This is a genomic window from Spirillospora sp. CA-142024 (assembly GCF_050942325.1).
Taxonomy (GTDB): domain Bacteria; phylum Actinomycetota; class Actinomycetes; order Streptosporangiales; family Streptosporangiaceae; genus Spirillospora.
The window spans coordinates 7,718,976-7,736,899 of record NZ_CP192077.1 but is presented as its reverse complement, the minus strand read 5'-3'; the positions used below and the strand labels follow the sequence as shown (position 1 = coordinate 7,736,899).

Genomic DNA, 17,924 nt, shown 5'->3' with positions numbered 1-17,924 from the left:
CCGCCGCGGGGGACGATCACATATTCCCGCCTGACCACTTCCGGCCTATATCCATAAATGACGGAAATTCGGGAGGGTTAGCGCGGCGGTTCGGGGACGTACGCCACATGGGCCCCCTCGATGGCCATGTTTACCGGGTGAACGCCCGGTTATCGGGCATCGGTGTAGGTCCCCGCGCCGCCGCCTCCGAAGGAACGTCATGTCCGTCAGCGAGCGTTTGTGGAACGCCACCGAGGAACGCCGCACGAGGATCGAACTGCAGTCCAGGGAGAACTTCCCGGTCGCCACACGCCTTCTCCCCGCGCGCCACCGCGAACATCTGCTGAACGTGTACGGCTACGCCCGGCTGGTGGACGACATCGGCGACGAGGCGCCGCCGGGCGAGCGGGCGGACCTGCTCGACCTGGTCGAACGCGATCTCGACCGCGTCTACGCGGCCGCCGGGCCGGAGCTCCCCGTGCTGCGCGACCTCGCCCGCACGATCGTCGCCTGCCGCATCCCGGCGGAGCCGTTCCGCCGCCTCATCGAGGCCAACCGCCGGGACCAGGCCGTCACCCGGTACGGGACGTTCGACGACCTGGTCGAGTACTGCACGCTCTCCGCCGACCCGGTCGGGCACATCGTCCTGCACGTGTTCGGCGCCGCCACCCCGGGGCGGCTCCGGCTCTCGGACCGGGTCTGCACCGCTCTGCAGATCGTCGAGCACTGCCAGGACGTCGGCGAGGACTACCGGAACGGGCGGATCTACCTGCCGGGCGACGACCTGCGGCGGTTCGGCTGCGCCGAGGACGACCTCGCCGCCGTGGTCACGCCGACGAGGCTGCGCGGCGTCGTCGCCCTCCAGGCCAAGCGGGCGCGGCGGATGCTGGACGAGGGCTCCGCCCTCACCGGCGGGCTCCAAGGATTCGCGCGGGTCGCCGTCGCCGGATACGTCGCGGGCGGTCTCGCCGCGCTCGCGGCGCTGGAGCGCGGCGCCTACGACGTCCTCGCGGGCCCGTCACGGCCGGGACGAGTGCGGCTGCTCGCCGAGTGGTCGCGGACCATGGGAAGGAGATGAGGAGATGGACGCACCCAGTGCCTACCGGCACTGCGAGAGGGTCGTGCGTTCACAGGCGCGCAACTTCTCGTACGGGATCCGGCTGCTTCCCCCGCCGAAACGGCGCGCGCTGAGCGCGGTCTACGCGTTCGCCCGGCGGATCGACGACATCGGCGACGACCACGGCGCACCGCCCGCGACCCGGCTGGCGAAGCTGGCGGACGAGCGCGCCCGCCTCGCCGACGTGGACGCCCACCCGTCCGACCCGGTGCTGGTGGCGCTGGCGGACGCGGCCCGCCGGTACCCGATCCCGCTCGGCGCGTTCGGCGAGCTGATCGACGGCTGCGAGGCCGACGTCCGCGGCGGGACCTACGACACCTTCGACGACCTGCTCTGGTACTGCCGCTGCGTCGCCGGCGCCGTCGGCCGGCTGTCGCTCGGCGTGTTCGGGACGCCCGACCCGGAGACGGCGTTACCGCGCGCCGACGCGCTCGGCGTCGCGCTGCAGCTGACCAACATCCTGCGGGACGTCCGGGAGGACGGCCTGAACGGCCGCGTCTACTTACCGGCCAAGGACCTCGCCCGCTTCGGATGCACGCTCGAACGCGACGCGTCCGGCCGGCTCGCCGACGACCCCGGGCGGCTGGCGGGCCTCATCCGGTTCGAGGCGGACCGGGCGGCCGGGTGGTACGACACCGGCCTGGCCCTGCTGCCCATGCTCGACCGGCGCAGCGCCGCGTGCGCGGGGGCGATGGCGGGCATCTACCGGCACGTCCTGCGCCGCATCACGGCCGACCCGTCGGCCGCGCTGGAGACCCGCACCTCCCTCCCGGCCTGGGAGAAGGCCACCGTGTCCGTCATGGCGATGGCCGGGATCCACCGATGACGCCCGGCGCGGGCGACGCGGCCGAGGTGGCGGTCGTCGGGGGTGGACTCGCCGGCATCACCACGGCGCTGGCCCTCCAGGAGGCCGGGGTGCGGGCGACGATCTACGAGGCGCGGCCCCGGCTCGGCGGCGCCACTCACTCCTTCTCCCGGGACGGCCTTACGGTCGACAACGGGCAGCACATCTTCCTGAAGTGCTGCTCGGCGTACCAGGGCCTGCTGGCCAGGCTGGGCGCGCTGGACCGCGTCCGCGTCCAGGACCGGTTCGACGTCCGCGTCCTGACCCCAGACGGCGCGGCCGGACGGCTGCGCCGCGCGAAGGCGCCCGGCCCGCTGCACCTGCTGCCGGCACTCGCCGGGTACCGGCTGCTCTCGCCGTCCGACCGGCTCCGCGCGGTCGGCGCCTCGCTGGCGCTCGACCGCCTCGACACCGGCGACCCGTCCCTCGACCGGTCGACCATGGGCGCCTGGCTCGCCGGGCACGGCCAGCGGCCGCGGGCGCGCGAGGCCCTCTGGGAACTGTTCGTCAAGGCTGCGCTCAACATGCGGCTGGACGACGCCGCGCTCGGACCGGCCGCGTTCGTGTGCCAGACCGCGCTGCTCGGCCGCTCCGACGCCGCCGACATCGGCGTGCCCACCGTCCCGCTCGGCGACCTGCACGGCGCGATCCCGGCGGCGCGGATCGAGCGGGGCGGGGGCCGGATCCGGCTGAACGCGAAGGTGTCCGCGATCGAGGCCGGGCCCAAGCTCGTCGTGGACGGATCCCCGGTGAGCGCCGACGCGGTCGTCGTCGCGGTGCCGCACCGGGCGGCGGCCGCGCTCGTCCCCGAGGCGGCGTCCCCGGACCGGGAGAAGTGGGAGGGCCTCGGCTCCAGCCCGATCGTCAACGTCCACGTCGTCTACGACCGGCCCGTCCTGCGGGTGGACGGCGGGGACGAGCCGTTCGCCGCCGCGGTCGGCTCGCCCGTCCAGTGGGTGTTCGACCGCACCGCGGTGAGCGGCCTCACCGGCGGCGGCCAGTACCTCGCGGTCTCGGTCTCGGCGGCCGGCCGCTGGATCGGCACGCCTGCCGCCGAGCTGCGCGAGGTGTACCTCCCCGCGCTGGAGCGGCTGTTCCCGGCCGCTCGCCGCGCCCGCGTCACCGACTTCTTCGTGACGCGGGAACGGCACGCCACATTCCGTCAGAGCCCCGGCAGCGGCGCGCTGCGTCCCGCGTCCGCGACCCGGCTGCCGTGGCTGTTCCTCGCCGGCGCGTGGACGGACACGGGCTGGCCAGACACGATGGAGGGAGCCGTGCGCAGCGGCCTCACCGCCGCCCGTCTCGTCCGGCGGCACCTGCAGCAGGTGGACACCGGCGAGGTGGACGGCCGATGACCACCGTCCCGACCTCGATCACCGACGGGCGCGCCCTGGTCGACCAGGCGATGCGCGCCTCGGCGGAGCGGCTCGACCCGTGGACCCGCCGCGTCGTCGCCTACCACCTCGGCTGGACCGACGAGGACGGCAGGCCGGCCGCGGCCGGCGGGAAGGCGCTGCGCCCCGCGCTGGCGCTGCTGTCCGCGCGGGCCGCCGGGACGTCCTACGAGACGGCGCTGCCCGGCGCGGTCGCCGTCGAGTTCGTGCACGCGTTCTCGCTGCTGCACGACGACATCATGGACGGCGACCGGACCCGCCGGCACCGTCCCGCCGCGTGGACGGTCTTCGGCCCGTCCGCCGCGATCCTCGGCGGCGACGCGCTGCTGGCGCTGTCGGAGAACCTGCTGCTGGACCAGCACACGCGGGGCGCCCACTGGGCGGCGCGCGCGCTGACCGCCGCCACGCAGCGGCTCATCTCGGGCCAGGCGCTCGACATCGGGTTCGAGTCGCGCGACGACGTGACGCTCGACGAGTGCCTGACCATGGCGGCGGACAAGACCGGCGCGCTGCTCGCCTGCGCCTGCTCGATCGGGGCGATGCTCGGCGAGGGCCCCACCCGCCTCGTCACCGACCTGACCGGGTTCGGCGCAGAGATGGGACTCGCGTTCCAGCTCGTGGACGACCTGCTCGGCATCTGGGGCAGCCCGGACGCGACCGGGAAGCCGGTCCTGTCGGATCTGCGGGCCCGCAAGAAGTCGCTGCCGGTGGTGTACGCGCTGACCTCCGGGAGGCCGGAGTCGGAGCGGCTCGCCGAACTGTACGCCCACCCGGAGCCGCCGTCGGAGGACGCCCTGCGGGAGATGGCGCGGCTCGTCGAGACGGCCGGCGGCCGGGACTGGGCCGCGGCCGAGGCGGACCGCCGCGTCGCCGCCGCCGGTCGCCACCTCGACGACTCGGGCATGGACGATGCCGTGGCCGCCGAGTTCCGCGACATCGCGCTCTTCGTCACCTCCCGGGACCACTGACCCCCGACGCGCGGACGAGAAGGGAAGCGCCGAATGACCACGACCGAAGAGGCACCGGGACTCACCGGCGCCGCCTCCGCCGCCGTCGCGGCCGCCCGCGACCACCTGCTCGGCCTCCAGTCGCCCGAGGGCTGGTGGAAGGCGGAGCTGCAGACGAACGTGACGATGGACGCCGAGGACCTGCTGCTCCGCCGGTTCCTCGGCATCCATTCCGACGCCGACACCGCGGAGGCGGCGCGCTGGATCCGGTCCCAGCAGCGGGACGACGGCACCTGGGCGAACTTCCACGGCGGCCCGGCCGACCTGTCCACGACGATCGAGGCGTACGTGGCGCTGCGGCTCGCGGGCGACCCGGTGGACGCCGGGCACATGCGCAGGGCCGCCGCGTACGCACGGGAGGCGGGCGGCATCGAGGGCAGCCGCGTGTTCACCCGGATCTGGCTGGCGCTGTTCGGGCAGTGGTCGTGGGACGACCTGCCCGTCATGCCGCCGGAGCTGATGTTCCTGCCGAGCCGCGTCCCGCTGAACGTCTACGACTGGGCGTGCTGGGCGCGGCAGACGATCGTCCCGCTGACGATCCTCGGGTCGCTGCGTCCCGTCCGTGCCCTGCCGTTCGACCTGGAGGAGCTGCGCGGCGGCGTCACCCCGGCGAAGGACGCGACGGGCTGGGGCCGCGCGTTCAACGCGCTCGACCGCGTCCTGCACGTCTACGAGAAGCGGCCGGTGCGTCCGCTGCGGGCGGCGGCGATGCGCCGCGCGGCCGACTGGATCATCGCCCGGCAGGAGGCCGACGGCTGCTGGGGCGGGATCCAGCCGCCGTGGGTGTATTCCCTGATGGCGCTGCACGAGATCGGCTACGGCCTCGACCATCCGGTCATCCGGCGCGGGCTGGACGGGCTCGAACGGTTCACGATCCGGGACGAGAAGGGCCGCCGGCTGGAGGCGTGCCAGTCGCCGGTCTGGGACACGGTGCTGGCCATGAACGCCCTGGCCGACGCCGGCGTGTCCGCCGCCGACCCGGCGCTGCTGCGCGCGGCCCGGTGGGTCGTCGGCGAGGAGGTCCGCGGGCCGGGGGACTGGGCGGTGCGCCGGCCGGACACCCCGCCGGGCGGCTGGGCGTTCGAGTTCGACAACGACTGCTACCCCGACACCGACGACACCGCCGAGGCGATCCTGGCGCTGCGCAGGGTGGCCTACCGGGAGGCGGAGGAGCCGATCGGGCGGGCCGTCCGCTGGCTGAACGGGATGGCCTCGCGCGACGGCGGCTACGGCGCCTTTGACGCCGACAACACCCGCGAGCTGTGCACCAAGCTGCCCTTCTGCGACTTCGGCGCCGTCATCGACCCGCCGTCCGCGGACGTGACCGCGCACGTCGTCGAAGCGCTCGCCAAGGAGGGGCTCGCGGAGTCGGCGGTGGTCAAGCGGGCCGTCGTGTGGCTGCTGAAGGCGCAGGAGGCGGACGGCTCGTGGTTCGGACGCTGGGGAGCGAACCACGTCTACGGGACGGGCGGCGTCGTGCCCGCGCTCATCGCCGCCGGCGTCCGCCCGGGCAAGCCCGCGATCCGGCGCGCCGTGGCGTGGCTGGAGGCGCATCAGAACGAGGACGGCGGATGGGGCGAGGACCTGCGCTCCTACGACGACCCCGTGTGGATCGGCCGGGGCGAGTCGACGGCGTCCCAGACGGCGTGGGCGCTGCTGGCGCTCCTCGCCGCCGGCGAGCGCTCCGAGGCGGTGGACGCCGGCGTCCGGTGGCTCGTCGACGACCAGCGGCCCGACGGCAACTGGGACGAGGAGCACTTCACCGGCACCGGCTTCCCCGGCGACTTCTACATCAACTACCACCTGTACCGGCTGGTGTTCCCGGTCAGCGCCCTGGGCCGCTACCTGGAGGCCGCCGAGTCCACCCTGCCCGAGGAGGTCCGGACACCATGAGCATGCCGCTTCGCCAGAGCCTTCGCATCGGGGGCTACATCCTCCGGAACAAGCTGCGGGGCAGGGAGAAGTTCCCGCTGATCGTCGAACTGGAACCGCTGTTCGCGTGCAACCTCGCCTGCGCGGGCTGCGGGAAGATCCAGCACCCGCACGACGTCCTCAAGAGGCGCATGCCGGTCGAGCAGGCCGTCGCCGCCATCGAGGAGTGCGGCGCCCCGATGGTCTCCATCGCCGGCGGCGAACCGCTCATGCATCCGCAGATCGACGAGCTCGTGGGCGAGCTCATCAAGCGCAAGAAGTTCGTGTTCCTGTGCACGAACGCGCTGCTGATCCCGAAGAAGCTCGACAAGTTCAAGCCGTCGCCCTACTTCGCCTGGGCCGTGCACATCGACGGCCTCCGCGAGCGCCACGACGAATCCGTCTGCAAGGAGGGCGTCTTCGACGACGCCGTCGCCGCCATCAAGGAATGCAAGCGGCGCGGCTTCCGCGTCACCACCAACACGACGATCTTCAACACCGACACACCGCGGACGGTCATCGACGTCCTCAACTACCTCAACGACGACCTCGCGGTCGACGAGATGATGATCTCGCCCGGCTACGCCTACGACAAAGCCCCGGACCAGGAGCACTTCCTCGGCGTCCAGGAGACGCGGGAGCTGTTCAAGAAGGCCTTCGCGGACGGCAACCGCAAGCGCTGGCGCTTCAACCACTCGCCGCTCTTCCTGGACTTCCTGGAAGGCAAGGTCGACTTCCCCTGCACGGCCTGGGCCATCCCGTCCTACTCCCTCTTCGGCTGGCAGCGCCCCTGCTACCTGATGTCGGACGGCTACGCGCAGACCTACCGGGAACTCCTGGACGAGACCGACTGGGACTCCTACGGCCGGGGCCGCGATCCGCGCTGCGCCAACTGCATGGCGCACTGCGGCTACGAGCCGACGGCGGTCTTCACGACCCTCGGCTCCCTGAAGGAGTCCCTCCGGGCCGTCCGCTCCGTCTGATCAGGGCGCGGCGAGCGGACGGCCGGCGCGCAGGGCGGCGTCGGTCCAGCGGGTGATCTGGATCGCGCCGTCGCGGAGCGCGCCGAGGCCGCCGGGTGGCGGGGTGCCCTTCCTGTACCACTGGTACCGCACCTGGGTCAGGAGGTTGCGGGTGCGGAGGATCGCGACCGCGGCGTGGTCGCGGGCCTGCGCCTCCCCGGTGGTCTCGACGTAGACGATCGCATCGTCGCCGATGCCGGGGAGGGGCAGCGGGGCGCTGCGGTAGTGCCCTGGCAGCGCGCCTGTCGCGGCGTCATGCCGCAGCCGGGCGAAGTCGTCGCGGGCGGGTCTCATCGGGTCGCCGGATGGGCCCGCCTTGGCCGGCTGGGTGACGATGTCCGCGATGTAGCCGCTGCTGATCGCGCTCCGCTCGGCCCACTCGCAGGTCTCGGTCGCGGGCGCGTACCGGTGGAAGTACTCCGGCGGATCCTCCGTCAGGGCGCCGGTCACCCCGGCCTTGGGGACCAGGCGGTTCATCTGCGTCACGCTGATCAGCCCGCACAGCGAAGGCACCGACGCGATCGGGATGGGGCCGCTCGCCCGCCGTCCGGACCGGTCGTCCTTCAGCAGGGCGTATCCGGTCGCCGCGGCTCCCACCAGGCAGGCGAGGACGGCGAGGGCGATCGCGGTGTTCCGGCTCGACTTCGGCCGGACGCTCGCGGGTCGGGTGCTGGGGCCTGGGTCTTCGATCACCTCGCCGCTCTGCGCGATTCCGGCGGACTCGGCCAGCTCGCGGCGCACCTGGTCGGCGGTGGGCCGGGCGTCCGGGTCCTTGGCGAGCAGCCGGAGCAGCAGGCCGGCCAGCGGACCCGCCCGCCGCGGCGCGGCCGGTTCGTCGGCCAGGACCGCGCCCAGCACGCCCATCGGCGTCGACCGGGCGAACGGCGTCCGGCCCTCCACCAGCGCGTAGAGGGTGGCGCCCAGGGACCAGAGGTCGGAGGGCGGCCCGCCGGGCTCGCCGCGGATCCGTTCGGGCGCCATGTAGGCGGGCGAGCCGATCAGCGCGCCGGGCCGGGTCAGCGGGACGTCGCCGGCCAGCGAGGCGATCCCGAAGTCGGTGAGCACCGCGCGGCCGTCGTCGCGCAGGAACACGTTGGCGGGCTTCACGTCGCGGTGCAGGACGCCGTGCTCGTGCGCGGTGCTCAGGGCGTCCAGCATCTCGATCCCGAGCGCGGCGACGCGGCGCGGATCCAGCGGCCCGTCGTCCTTGACGATCCGGTCCAGGGACCGGCCGGACAGCAGCTCCATCACGATCCATGGCCGCCCGTCGGCGAGGACCACGTCGTGCACGGTGATGATGCTGGGATGCCGGAGTCGCGCAGCGGCGCGGGCCTCCCGCAGCGCACGCTGGACCGCCAGCTCGCGGCGCGCCTCGCTCGTCTCGCGCGGCAGGACGAGTTCCTTGACCGCCACGTCGCGGTTCAGTGTCTCGTCGCGGGCCCGCCACACCGTGCCCATGCCGCCGCGGCCGAGCTCGCCGGACGGCCGGTAGCGCCCGGCCAGGGATTCGCCGTCGTTCATCCGCGGTTCTCCAGGTGCGCGAGCGTCGCGGCGACCGCCAGGGCGGCGCGCCGGGCGCCGGCGGCGGCCGAGCCCGGCCCGGTCCGCGGGCCGCTCCACTGGAGGGTGAGGACGACATTGCCCTGGCGCAGGGTCACGTTCACCCTGTCGTACGGCGCCGAGCCGCGTTCCGTGTGGACCATGGCCTCGTCCGCGACACCCGCCAGATCCGCGAGATCGGTGGTGGAGGCGACGCGCACCTTCGTTCTGGGAAAGCCCGGGTACGTCCAGTTCCACGTGCTGTCGGGAGGGAAGTTCTTCAGCGACTGCAGGTAGCCGGCCACTTCGTTCCGCTTGATCGCCATCTGGTCGCGGCCGGCGCTGAACGAGGCGGCCACCGCGTCGGGCTTGAGGACGGTCAGCACGGCGGGGACCTTCGGGGCGAGCCAGGAGCAGTCGCCGTCGTCCGGCACGCCGCGCCGGCGCACGGCCCCGTCCAGCAGGCCGCGCGCCTGCTCATCGGTGATCAGGGCGCACGGATCGACCGACGCCACGGGCCGCGGCCCCGCCGATGCGGTGGAGTGCGCGGCCGGGGGGTCGTCGCCGTGCCCGCGAGTGAGGCCCACCCCCGCCGCCGCGACCACGACGACCGCCACGCCTCCGCCCAGCAGAATCGCCCGCCGTCCTCTCCGGACCCACCCCGCTCCCGGACTCGTCGCGGTAGGTGCGGACAGGCCGGAGGCGCCGCCTTCCGCGACGCGGTGGAGTGCGGACAGGGCGTCCGCCGCGCTGATGCGCGTCGCGGGGTCCTTGTCGAGCATGCGCGCGAGCACCGGCGCCAGGGCCCCGGCCCGTCCGGCCGGTGGGGCCGCCTCGGTGAGGACCGCGCCGAGAGCGGCCAGCGGGGTCTCCCGGTCGAACGGCGCCCGGCCCTCGACGGCGGTGTACAGGGTGGCGCCCAGCGACCACAGGTCCGACGCCGGCCCGGCCGGGTCGTCGCGCAGCCGCTCGGGCGCGATGAAGCCGGGCGAGCCGGCCAGCGCACCGGTCCGGGTGAGCGCGGGGTCGCCGTCGAGCGTGGCGATGCCGAAGTCGGTCAGGATGGTCCGGCCGTCCTCGGCCAGCAGCACGTTCGCGGGCTTGACGTCCCGGTGCAGGAGCCCCCTGCCGTGCGCGGCGGTCAGCGCGTCCAGCAGCCGGGCGCCGAGTCCGGCGACCCGGTGCGGCGGGAGCGGGCCGTCGGCGTCCAGCACCCGGTCGAGGCTGCGGCCCTCGACCAGTTCCATGACGATCCAGGGCCGGCCGTCCGGCTCCACGACGTCGTGGACGGTGATGACGCCCGGGTGGTCGAGCAGGGCCGCGGCCCGCGCCTCGCGGGCCGCCCGCGCGCGGAGCATCGCGCGCTCGTCCGGCGGGGCGTCCTCGGCGACCTCGATCCGCTTGATCGCGACGTCCCGGCCGAGCACCTCGTCGTAGGCGCGCCAGACCGTCCCCATGCCGCCCGCGCCCAGCGGTGCCACCAGCCGGTAGCGCTCGACGAGACGACGGCCGGGCATCACCGCTCCGCGACGACGTGATTTCAGGGGGCCACCGGAACTCTAACGGCTCCGCCCCGTCCGCGCCCCTCGCGCGACGGCGGCCGCGTGACGTGATTCATAGATATCATGCATAACAATCGCAGGAACTCTTGACGCGGGGGAGTCGCGCGGTATTGCATGACACCACGTCAGGGAGCGGCCCCCCGCCCCACCCTCAGCAGGAGGTTCCTATGCGGAGATGCGTGACGCTGGCGGCTGTGGCCGGATTGGCGGGCCTGTCGTTGACGGCGTGCGGGGGCGGTTCCTCCGCGGCGGACAAGGGGACGATCACCCTCGCCGTGCCGGCGGCGCCGAAGAAGTGGGACCCCTACACCTTCGACTGGGGGCCGATGGCGCAGGCCGAGCAGGCGGTGTACGACACCCTCATCCACACCAACACGGACGGGACCCCGGCGCCCGGGCTCGCCACGTCGTGGAAGTACACCGACCCGACGCACTTCGAGATGAAGCTCCGGGCGGGCGTGAAGTTCAGCGACGGCGAGGCGCTCGACGCGGCGGCCGTCAAGAAGAACCTCGACCGCGCGAAGAAGGTCGTCGGGCCGAAGACCGACCAGCTCGACGCGGTCAAGAGCGTCGAGGCCGCCGGCACGGACACGGTGAAGATCACGCTCAAGGAGCCCTACCCGTCGCTGCCGGCCGCCTTCCAGCAGGTCATGGGCATGGTCGCCAGCCCGAAGGCGCTCGACAACCCCGAGTCCCTGGACCAGGACCCGGTCGGCGCCGGGCCGTACACGCTGGACAAGTCCAAGACCGTCCCCGGGGACCACTACACCTACAAGAAGAACCCGCAGTACTGGGACGCCAAGTCCGTCGGCGTCGACACGCTCGTGCTGAAGGTGATCCCGGACATGACGGCCGCGCTCAGCGCGCTGCGCTCCGGCCAGATCGACGCGACGCTCGGCAGCGTCAGCCAGCTGGACACCGCGAAGACGCTGCCGAACGTCAAGGTCCTGTCGCAGCCGAGCTTCTTCGCCTCGCTCAACCTGCAGGACCGCAACGGCACCCAGGTCAAGGCGCTGAAGGACGTCCGCGTCCGGCAGGCGATCCAGTACGCCGTCGACCGCGCCGCCCTGCAGAAGGTGCTGGGGCCGGGGCAGCCCTCGACGCAGCTCTTCCTGCCGGGGACCCCCGGATACGACGCGTCCCTGAACAACGCCTATCCGCACGACCCGGCCAAGGCCAAGCAGCTCCTCGCCGCCGCCGGCTACCCGGACGGCTTCGACCTGCCGCTGGTCAACACCGACTACAGCAACTGGACCGACTACGTGCAGGCCGTGTCGAGCCAGCTCAAGGAGGTCGGGATCAACGTGAAGATCAAGAACCTGCCGCTGCCCACCTACCTGGAAGCGAAGTTCAAGACCGACAACCCCGCCTACGCGTGGTTCTACAACGCCTCCGACAACTACTTCGACGTCCAGTACGCGCTGCTGAAGGACTCCAAGTACAACCCGTACAAGGTCGAGTCGCCCGCCATCGAGAAGCTCGCGGCGAAGGCCGCGTCCGAGCAGGGCGAGCCGCAGGCGGCCACGCTGAAGCAGCTGTCGAAGCAGTTCGTGACCGAGTCGCCGATGGTCGTCACGAACGTCGTCGACGTCTTCTACTTCTACGACACCAAGAAGATCAAGAAGATGGAGATGACGGCGCTGCAGCCGCTGCCCTCCGTCGACGCCCTGCAGCCGGCCGGCTGAGCGGGGCCGGGAGCCGCAATCGCCATGCTCAAGATCGTCGGCAAGCGCATCCTCGTCGTCGTCCCCATGATGTGGGCGATCGCGACGATCGCCTTCTACCTCGTCAACCTGATCCCCGGGACGCCGGGCCGCACCATCCTCGGCGACGCGGCGTCCCAGGGACAGGTCGACGCGCTCAACCACGAACTCGGCTACGACCGCCCGCTCCTCGTCCAGTACGGCGACTGGCTGGCGGGCGCGGTGCGCGGCGACTTCGGGGACTCGCTGCAGTCCGGCCGGGCCGCGGTGACGGACGTTGCGGCGCGGCTTCCGATCACCCTGTCGGTCGCCATCGCCGCCACCGTCCTCAGCGTCGTCGTCGGCGTGACCGTGGGCGTGACCGCGGCCAACGGCGGGCGGTGGCTCGACCGGCTCCTGCAGAGCGGGTCCAGCGTGGCCATGGCCGTCCCGAGCTTCTGGCTGGGCGTGCTCCTCGTGTTCGTCTTCGCGCTCGGCCTCAAGTGGTTCCCCGCGATCGGCTACGTGCCGTTCTCCGAGGACCCGGCGGAATGGCTGAAATCCATCGTGCTGCCCAGCGTGTCCGTCGCCATGATCGGGACGGCGACGATCAGCCGGCAGACCCGTGCCGCGCTCATCCACGAACTCGGCCAGGACTACGTCCGCACGCTCTACGCGACCGGGGTCCCGTCGCGGTCGATCGTTCTCAAGCACGCGCTGCGGAACGCCTCGACGCCCATCGCGACCAGCGTCGGATTCCAGTTCATCGGCCTGCTGGGCAGCACCGTCATCGTGGAGCAGGTCTTCGGCATCAACGGGCTCGGGCAGCTCGTCCTCAACGCCGTCACGAGCAAGGACCTGCCCCTGCTGCTCACGATCATCATCTTCACGACGGCCCTGGTCATCGCGGTGAACCTGATCGTGGACCTGCTGACCGTCTGGCTCAACCCCAAGGCGAGGCGCGTATGAAGCCCGACCCCCGGTCGCGCGGCTACCTCTACCGGGTCGTCACGTCGCCCCGCGGCCTGCTCAGTCTCGGCTGGATCGCGGTCGTCGTGATCGGCAGCTTCCTCGCGCCGTGGCTCGCGCCGTACGACCCCCTCGATCAGGACATCGACCACGCCTACGCGCTGCCGTCGGGGGCGCACTGGGCCGGCACCGACTCGCTCGGCCGCGACCTCCTCAGCCGCATCATGCACGGCGGCTCGGTCAGCCTGCTCGGCGCCGGCGAGGCCCTGCTGGTCGCCGTCGCGATCGGGGTGCCGCTCGGCATGCTGGCCGGCTACCGGGGCGGCGTCGTCGACGCCGTCCTCAGCCGGATCGCCGAGGTCGTGATGTCGCTGCCCGTCATCGTGGTCCTGCTGGCGGTGGTCGCCGTCTACGGCAGGGCCTTCACCATCACGATGGGCGCGCTCGGCGTCATCCTCTCCGCGTCCTTCCTGCGCCTGGCCCGCGCCACCACCGAGGGCAAGCGCAACGAGCTGTACGTGGACGCCGCCCGCGTCTCCGGGCTCGGCCATCTGCGCATCGCCGTCCGGCACATCCTCCCGAACATCACCGCGCCGCTGCTGATCCAGAGCACGCTCGCGCTGAGCTCCGCGCTGCTCATCCAGTCCGGACTGGGGTTCCTCGGCCTCGGACCGGAGCCGCCCGCCCCGAGCTGGGGATCGGGCATCGCCGACGCCGCCAAGTACGTCAACCGCGACGGCTGGCTGATGGTGCCGACCGGCGCCGTCCTCATCCTGACCGTGCTGGCGTTCAACAGCCTCGGCGACACGCTCCGGGACGCCACCGGCCACGCGACCCGCTCGGTGGAGCGGCGCCGCCGGATCACGGCCGCCGCGGTGACCCGCAGCGACCCGGGGCACCTCCTGGAGGTGGACGGCCTGCGCGTCGAGTACCCGGGGCAGCGGGTCATCGACGGCGTGACCCTGCACGTGGACGCCGGCGAGGTGCTGGCGCTGGTCGGGGAGTCCGGCTCGGGCAAGACCCAGACGGCCTTCTCCATCCTCGGCCTGCTCGCCCCCGGCGGCCGGATCACCGGGGGCGGCGTCCACCTGGACGGCACCGACCTTCTCGCCCTGCCCGACAAGAAGATCGCGGCTCTGCGCGGGACACGGATGGCGTACATCCCGCAGGAGCCGATGAGCAACCTCGACCCGTGCTTCACCATCGGGTCCCAGATGGTCGAGCCGCTCGTCGCCAACCTGCGCATCGGCCGCGCCGAGGCCAGGAAACGGGCGCGGGAGCTGCTCGCCCGGGTCGGCATCGACGACCCGGTCCGCGTCCTGCGCAGCTATCCGCACGAGATATCCGGCGGGATGGCGCAGCGGGTCCTCATCGCCCGCGCCGTCTCCTGCGAGCCGTCCCTGCTCATCGCGGACGAGCCGACCACCGCCCTCGACGTGACCGTCCAGGCCGAGGTCCTGGACCTCATGCGCGACCTGCAACGGGAGAGGCGGATGGGGATCGTCCTGGTGACGCACGACTTCGGGGTCGTCGCCGACATCGCGGACCGGGTCGCCGTGATGCAGAACGGCCGGCTCGTCGAGGAGGGCCCGGTCGACGAGCTCTTCGCCTCCCCCGCCCATCCCTACACACGGATGCTGCTCGACTCGTCCCTGGAGGGACGGGAGCCGCGCAAGGAGCTGCGCCATGTCTGAGGTGCTGCGGGTCAGTGACCTGCACGTCGAGTTCGGCCGGCGCGGCCTGTTCGGCAAGGCCGTCGAGGTCCTGCACGGCATCTCCTTCGAGATCGCCGCAGGGGAGACGTTCGGCCTGGTCGGCGAGTCCGGGTCGGGCAAGACCACGATCGGGCGGGCGGTGCTCGGCCTGGTCGCCCCGTCCGCCGGGACGATCGCCCTGGACGGCCGGCGCATCGACGGCCTCCGCCGCCGGCGGCACCTGGCGCGCGAGGTCCAGGTCGTCTTCCAGGACCCCTACACCTCGCTGAATCCCGCGATGACCATCGAGGACATCCTCAGCGAGCCGCTGCGGGTGCACGGCATGTCCCGTGCCGCCGCGGCGAGCCGCGTCACCGACCTGCTCGACAAGGTGGCCCTCCCCGCCGGCGCGGGCAGGCGCTACCCGCGCGAGTTCTCCGGCGGCCAGCGCCAGCGCATCGCCATCGCCCGCGCCCTCTCCCTGGAGCCGCGGCTCATCGTCTGCGACGAGCCGGTGTCCGCGCTCGACCTGTCGACACAGGCGAGGATCCTCGACCTGCTGATCGACCTCCAGGACACCCTCGGCGTCGCCTACCTGTTCATCTCCCACGACCTCGCCGTCGTCCGCCACATCAGCCACCGCGTGGCCGTCATCCACAAGGGCGTCTTCGTGGAGACCGGCACCGCCGAACAGGTCAGCGAGAACCCTGCCGACCCCTACACGCGCCGCCTCCTGATGGCGGCCCCCGTCCCGGACCCGGCCCGCCAGCGCGAGCGCCGCGCCGAACGCCACCGCCTCGCCGACACCGCCTCCCCCTGATGAGTGGTGGCCGGGGCTGTCGCCGCTAGACCATAATGATGGTTGTCATTGATACAAGGGAGGCAACAGCGTGGCGCAGCCGCATGTCAGGCGGGGGGTGAAGGTCAGCGAGGCGATCGCGCAGGACATCGTCCGCAAGATCGGCGCAGAGGGGCTGCGGCCGGGCACGCCGCTGCCTTCCGAGGCCCAGATGATCGAGGACTACGGGGTCGGGCGCGGCTCGCTCCGCGAGGCGCTGCGCATTCTCGAGGTGCACGGGCTGATCTCCATCAAGCCCGGTCCCCGCGGCGGCCCGATCGTCGCCGAGGTCAGCGCGGCCGCCTTCGGCCAGATGGCGACGCTGTACTTCCAGGCGAGCCGGATGACCTTCCGCGAGCTGATGGAGGCCCGGCTGGTGATGGAGCCGGTCATGGCCAGGCTCGCGGCCGAGCGGAGGGACGCCGACATGGCGAAGAAGCTCGGCGGCATCGCCGAGGACACGCCCCTGGACGACGACGGCGGCTACCTGAACTACAGCGGCGACTTCCACCGGCTGGTGGCCTCGATGTCGGGCAACGGCATGCTCGACCTGTTCAGCGGCGCGCTCGGGCACATCTTCCACGAGCGCGTCAGCGGCCTGTTCTTCCCCAAGGCCCGCCGTGCCAAGGTCAGGCAGGCGCACGCCGAGATCGCCAAGGCGATCGAGGCCGGTGACGCCGACCGGGCCGAGTCGCTGATGCGCGAGCACATGCAGGAGTACGCCACCTACGTCAAGCGCCGCCAGCCCGCCCTGATGAACGAGGTCGTCGGCTGGCGGTGAGCCCGCCCGCCGGCCGCCGGTTCAGGAGGCGGTCCAGCGCGGGGCGCGCTTCTCGACGAACGCCAGCGCGCCCTCCCTGGCGTCGGCGGAGCGCCTGACCGGGTCGACGATCTCCTCCTGGCGGTCGAACTGCTCGTCCAGCGGCCAGTCCGCGGACCGCACCAGCACCTTCTTGGACGCCTCCAGCGCCAGCGGCGCGTTCGCGGCGACCTCGGCGGCCAGTTCCAGCGCCCCGGCGAGGGCCTCTCCCGGGGCGGTCAGCCGGTTGACGAGGTGGACGTCCGCGGCGTCGGCGGCGGACCACATGCGCCCGGTGAGGACGAGTTCCATCGCCAGGTGGTAGGGGATGCGCCGCTGGAGCCGGAGCAGTCCTCCGGCCGCCGCGGTGAGGCCCCGCTTCGTCTCCGGCAGCCCGAACCTCGCCTCCCGGGAGGCCACCACGAGGTCGCAGGCCAGCACGATCTCGAAGCCGCCGGCCAGCGCGTAGCCCTCCACGGCGGCGATGAGCGGCTTGCGCGGCGGGCGGCGGACGAGACCGGCGAAGCCGCGCCCCTCGACGATCGGGATCTCGCCGCGGGCGAACCCCTTCAGGTCCATGCCCGCGCAGAAGGTGCCGCCCGCACCGGTGATGACGCCCGCGGCGAGGTCGGAACGCGAGTCCAGCGCGTCGAGCGCGTCCGCGATCCGGTGCGCGAGGTCCCGCGACATGGCGTTGCGCGCGGCCGGGCGGTTCATGGTCAGGACGAGGACCCGGCCGTGCTCCTCGACGACGAGTTCTGGCTCGCTCATGCTCGGCTCTCTCCTCCGGGGTGTCAGCGGGCCGCCATGCGCATGGCGCCGTCCAGGCGGATCGTCTCGCCGTTCAGCATCCGGTTCTCGATGATCTGCAGGGCCAGCCCGGCGTACTCGCCGGGGACGCCGAGCCGGTTCGGGTGCGGGACCGTCCTGCCGAGCGACTCGCGCACCTCCTCCGGGAGCCGGGCGAGGATCGGGGTGTCGAACAGGCCGGGGGCGATCGTGGTCACCCGGATCAGCCTGGAGGCCAGGTCCCGGGCGGCGACCAGCGTCATCCCGACGACGCCCGCCTTCGCGGAGGCGTAGGGGATCTGGCCGATCTGCCCCTCGTAGGCGGCGACCGAGGCGGTCAGCACGCAGACGCCGCGCTCGCCGCCGACGGGCTCGTTGCGGGCCATCCGCGCGGCGGCGAGCCGCAGCATGTTGAAGCTGCCGATCAGGTTGATCCGGACGATCCGCTCGTAGGTCTCCAGCGAGCCCGGCGCTCCGTCCCGGCCGACCAGCCGGACCGGGCCGCCCCGCCCGGCGCAGTGCACGAGCGCGCGGAGCGGAGCCGCGGCCTCCGCGGCGTCCAGCGCCGACTCCACCGTGTCCGGGTCGGTGACGTCGGCGGGCGCGAAGGTTCCGCCGAGGTCGGCGGCGACGGCCTCGCCCGCCGACTCCGGCAGGTCCAGCACGACCACGTGCGCGCCGCGCTCGGCGAGCAGGGCGGCGGTGGCGGCACCGAGACCGGACGCGCCGCCGGTGACGACGACCGATGTTCCGTTGACGTCCATGTGAGTGTCCTCCG

General features: G+C 72.9%; 15 protein-coding genes. 11 read left to right on the top strand and 4 right to left on the bottom strand.

Annotated elements, in window-relative coordinates; all coding sequences use genetic code 11:
- The first annotated feature begins 199 nt into the window (after positions 1–199).
- Genes hpnC through hpnH form a run of 6 tightly spaced genes read left to right on the top strand, consistent with a single transcriptional unit; the run spans position 200 to position 7,235 of the window.
- Positions 200–1,057 carry a squalene synthase HpnC gene (hpnC, locus tag ACQPZP_RS36625; protein ID WP_433474248.1) on the top strand — a complete coding sequence of 286 codons (858 nt, stop codon included), beginning with the start codon at positions 200–202 and terminating at the stop codon, positions 1,055–1,057.
- Positions 1,058–1,061: 4 nt separating this feature from the next.
- Complete coding sequence (gene hpnD, locus ACQPZP_RS36620; protein ID WP_433474247.1) at positions 1,062–1,922, top strand: presqualene diphosphate synthase HpnD; 861 nt, start codon at positions 1,062–1,064, stop codon at positions 1,920–1,922.
- Entirely contained in the window at positions 1,919–3,295 is a 1,377-nt protein-coding gene (gene hpnE, locus ACQPZP_RS36615) for a hydroxysqualene dehydroxylase HpnE (protein WP_433474246.1), read from the top strand. The genes hpnD and hpnE overlap by 4 nt, the downstream gene beginning before the upstream one ends.
- On the top strand, positions 3,292–4,302 hold the full coding sequence (locus ACQPZP_RS36610; protein WP_433474245.1) for a polyprenyl synthetase family protein: 1,011 nt from the start codon (positions 3,292–3,294) through the stop codon (positions 4,300–4,302). Before hpnE ends, ACQPZP_RS36610 begins: the two co-directional genes overlap by 4 nt.
- A gap of 33 nt (positions 4,303–4,335) precedes the next feature.
- Positions 4,336–6,234 carry a squalene--hopene cyclase gene (shc, locus tag ACQPZP_RS36605; RefSeq protein WP_433474244.1) on the top strand — a complete coding sequence of 633 codons (1,899 nt, stop codon included), beginning with the start codon at positions 4,336–4,338 and terminating at the stop codon, positions 6,232–6,234.
- On the top strand, positions 6,231–7,235 hold the full coding sequence (gene hpnH / locus ACQPZP_RS36600; protein ID WP_433474243.1) for an adenosyl-hopene transferase HpnH: 1,005 nt from the start codon (positions 6,231–6,233) through the stop codon (positions 7,233–7,235). The genes shc and hpnH overlap by 4 nt, the downstream gene beginning before the upstream one ends.
- Here hpnH and ACQPZP_RS36595 read toward each other — a convergent pair whose 3' ends face one another.
- Both ACQPZP_RS36595 and ACQPZP_RS36590 read right to left on the bottom strand, forming a co-directional pair.
- Complete coding sequence (locus tag ACQPZP_RS36595; RefSeq protein ID WP_433474242.1) at positions 7,236–8,795, bottom strand: serine/threonine-protein kinase; 1,560 nt, start codon at positions 8,793–8,795, stop codon at positions 7,236–7,238.
- Complete coding sequence (locus ACQPZP_RS36590; protein WP_433474241.1) at positions 8,792–10,330, bottom strand: serine/threonine-protein kinase; 1,539 nt, start codon at positions 10,328–10,330, stop codon at positions 8,792–8,794. The genes ACQPZP_RS36595 and ACQPZP_RS36590 overlap by 4 nt, the downstream gene beginning before the upstream one ends.
- 224 nt (positions 10,331–10,554) lie before the next feature.
- Between ACQPZP_RS36590 and ACQPZP_RS36585 the strand changes: the two genes are divergently transcribed.
- The 5 genes from ACQPZP_RS36585 to ACQPZP_RS36565 all read left to right on the top strand — a co-directional run bounded on the left by ACQPZP_RS36585 (position 10,555) and on the right by ACQPZP_RS36565 (position 16,339).
- Positions 10,555–12,060 carry an ABC transporter substrate-binding protein gene (locus ACQPZP_RS36585; RefSeq protein WP_433474240.1) on the top strand — a complete coding sequence of 502 codons (1,506 nt, stop codon included), beginning with the start codon at positions 10,555–10,557 and terminating at the stop codon, positions 12,058–12,060.
- Between the two features lie 24 nt (positions 12,061–12,084).
- Positions 12,085–13,026 (top strand): ABC transporter permease, encoded by a 942-nt coding sequence (locus ACQPZP_RS36580; protein ID WP_433474239.1) that lies wholly within the window; start codon positions 12,085–12,087, stop codon positions 13,024–13,026.
- Positions 13,023–14,720 (top strand): dipeptide/oligopeptide/nickel ABC transporter permease/ATP-binding protein, encoded by a 1,698-nt coding sequence (locus ACQPZP_RS36575; protein WP_433474238.1) that lies wholly within the window; start codon positions 13,023–13,025, stop codon positions 14,718–14,720. The genes ACQPZP_RS36580 and ACQPZP_RS36575 overlap by 4 nt, the downstream gene beginning before the upstream one ends.
- On the top strand, positions 14,713–15,540 hold the full coding sequence (locus tag ACQPZP_RS36570) for an ATP-binding cassette domain-containing protein (protein WP_433474237.1): 828 nt from the start codon (positions 14,713–14,715) through the stop codon (positions 15,538–15,540). Before ACQPZP_RS36575 ends, ACQPZP_RS36570 begins: the two co-directional genes overlap by 8 nt.
- A 70-nt stretch (positions 15,541–15,610) precedes the next feature.
- Positions 15,611–16,339 (top strand): FadR/GntR family transcriptional regulator, encoded by a 729-nt coding sequence (locus ACQPZP_RS36565; RefSeq protein ID WP_433474236.1) that lies wholly within the window; start codon positions 15,611–15,613, stop codon positions 16,337–16,339.
- Positions 16,340–16,360: 21 nt separating this feature from the next.
- On the opposite strand, the gene ACQPZP_RS36560 is transcribed toward ACQPZP_RS36565, so the two are convergent.
- Together ACQPZP_RS36560 and ACQPZP_RS36555 are read right to left on the bottom strand one after the other, a co-directional pair.
- Complete coding sequence (locus tag ACQPZP_RS36560; protein ID WP_433474235.1) at positions 16,361–17,128, bottom strand: crotonase/enoyl-CoA hydratase family protein; 768 nt, start codon at positions 17,126–17,128, stop codon at positions 16,361–16,363.
- Between the two features lie 23 nt (positions 17,129–17,151).
- On the bottom strand, positions 17,152–17,910 hold the full coding sequence (locus ACQPZP_RS36555; RefSeq protein WP_433474234.1) for an SDR family NAD(P)-dependent oxidoreductase: 759 nt from the start codon (positions 17,908–17,910) through the stop codon (positions 17,152–17,154).
- Positions 17,911–17,924 lie beyond the last annotated feature (14 nt).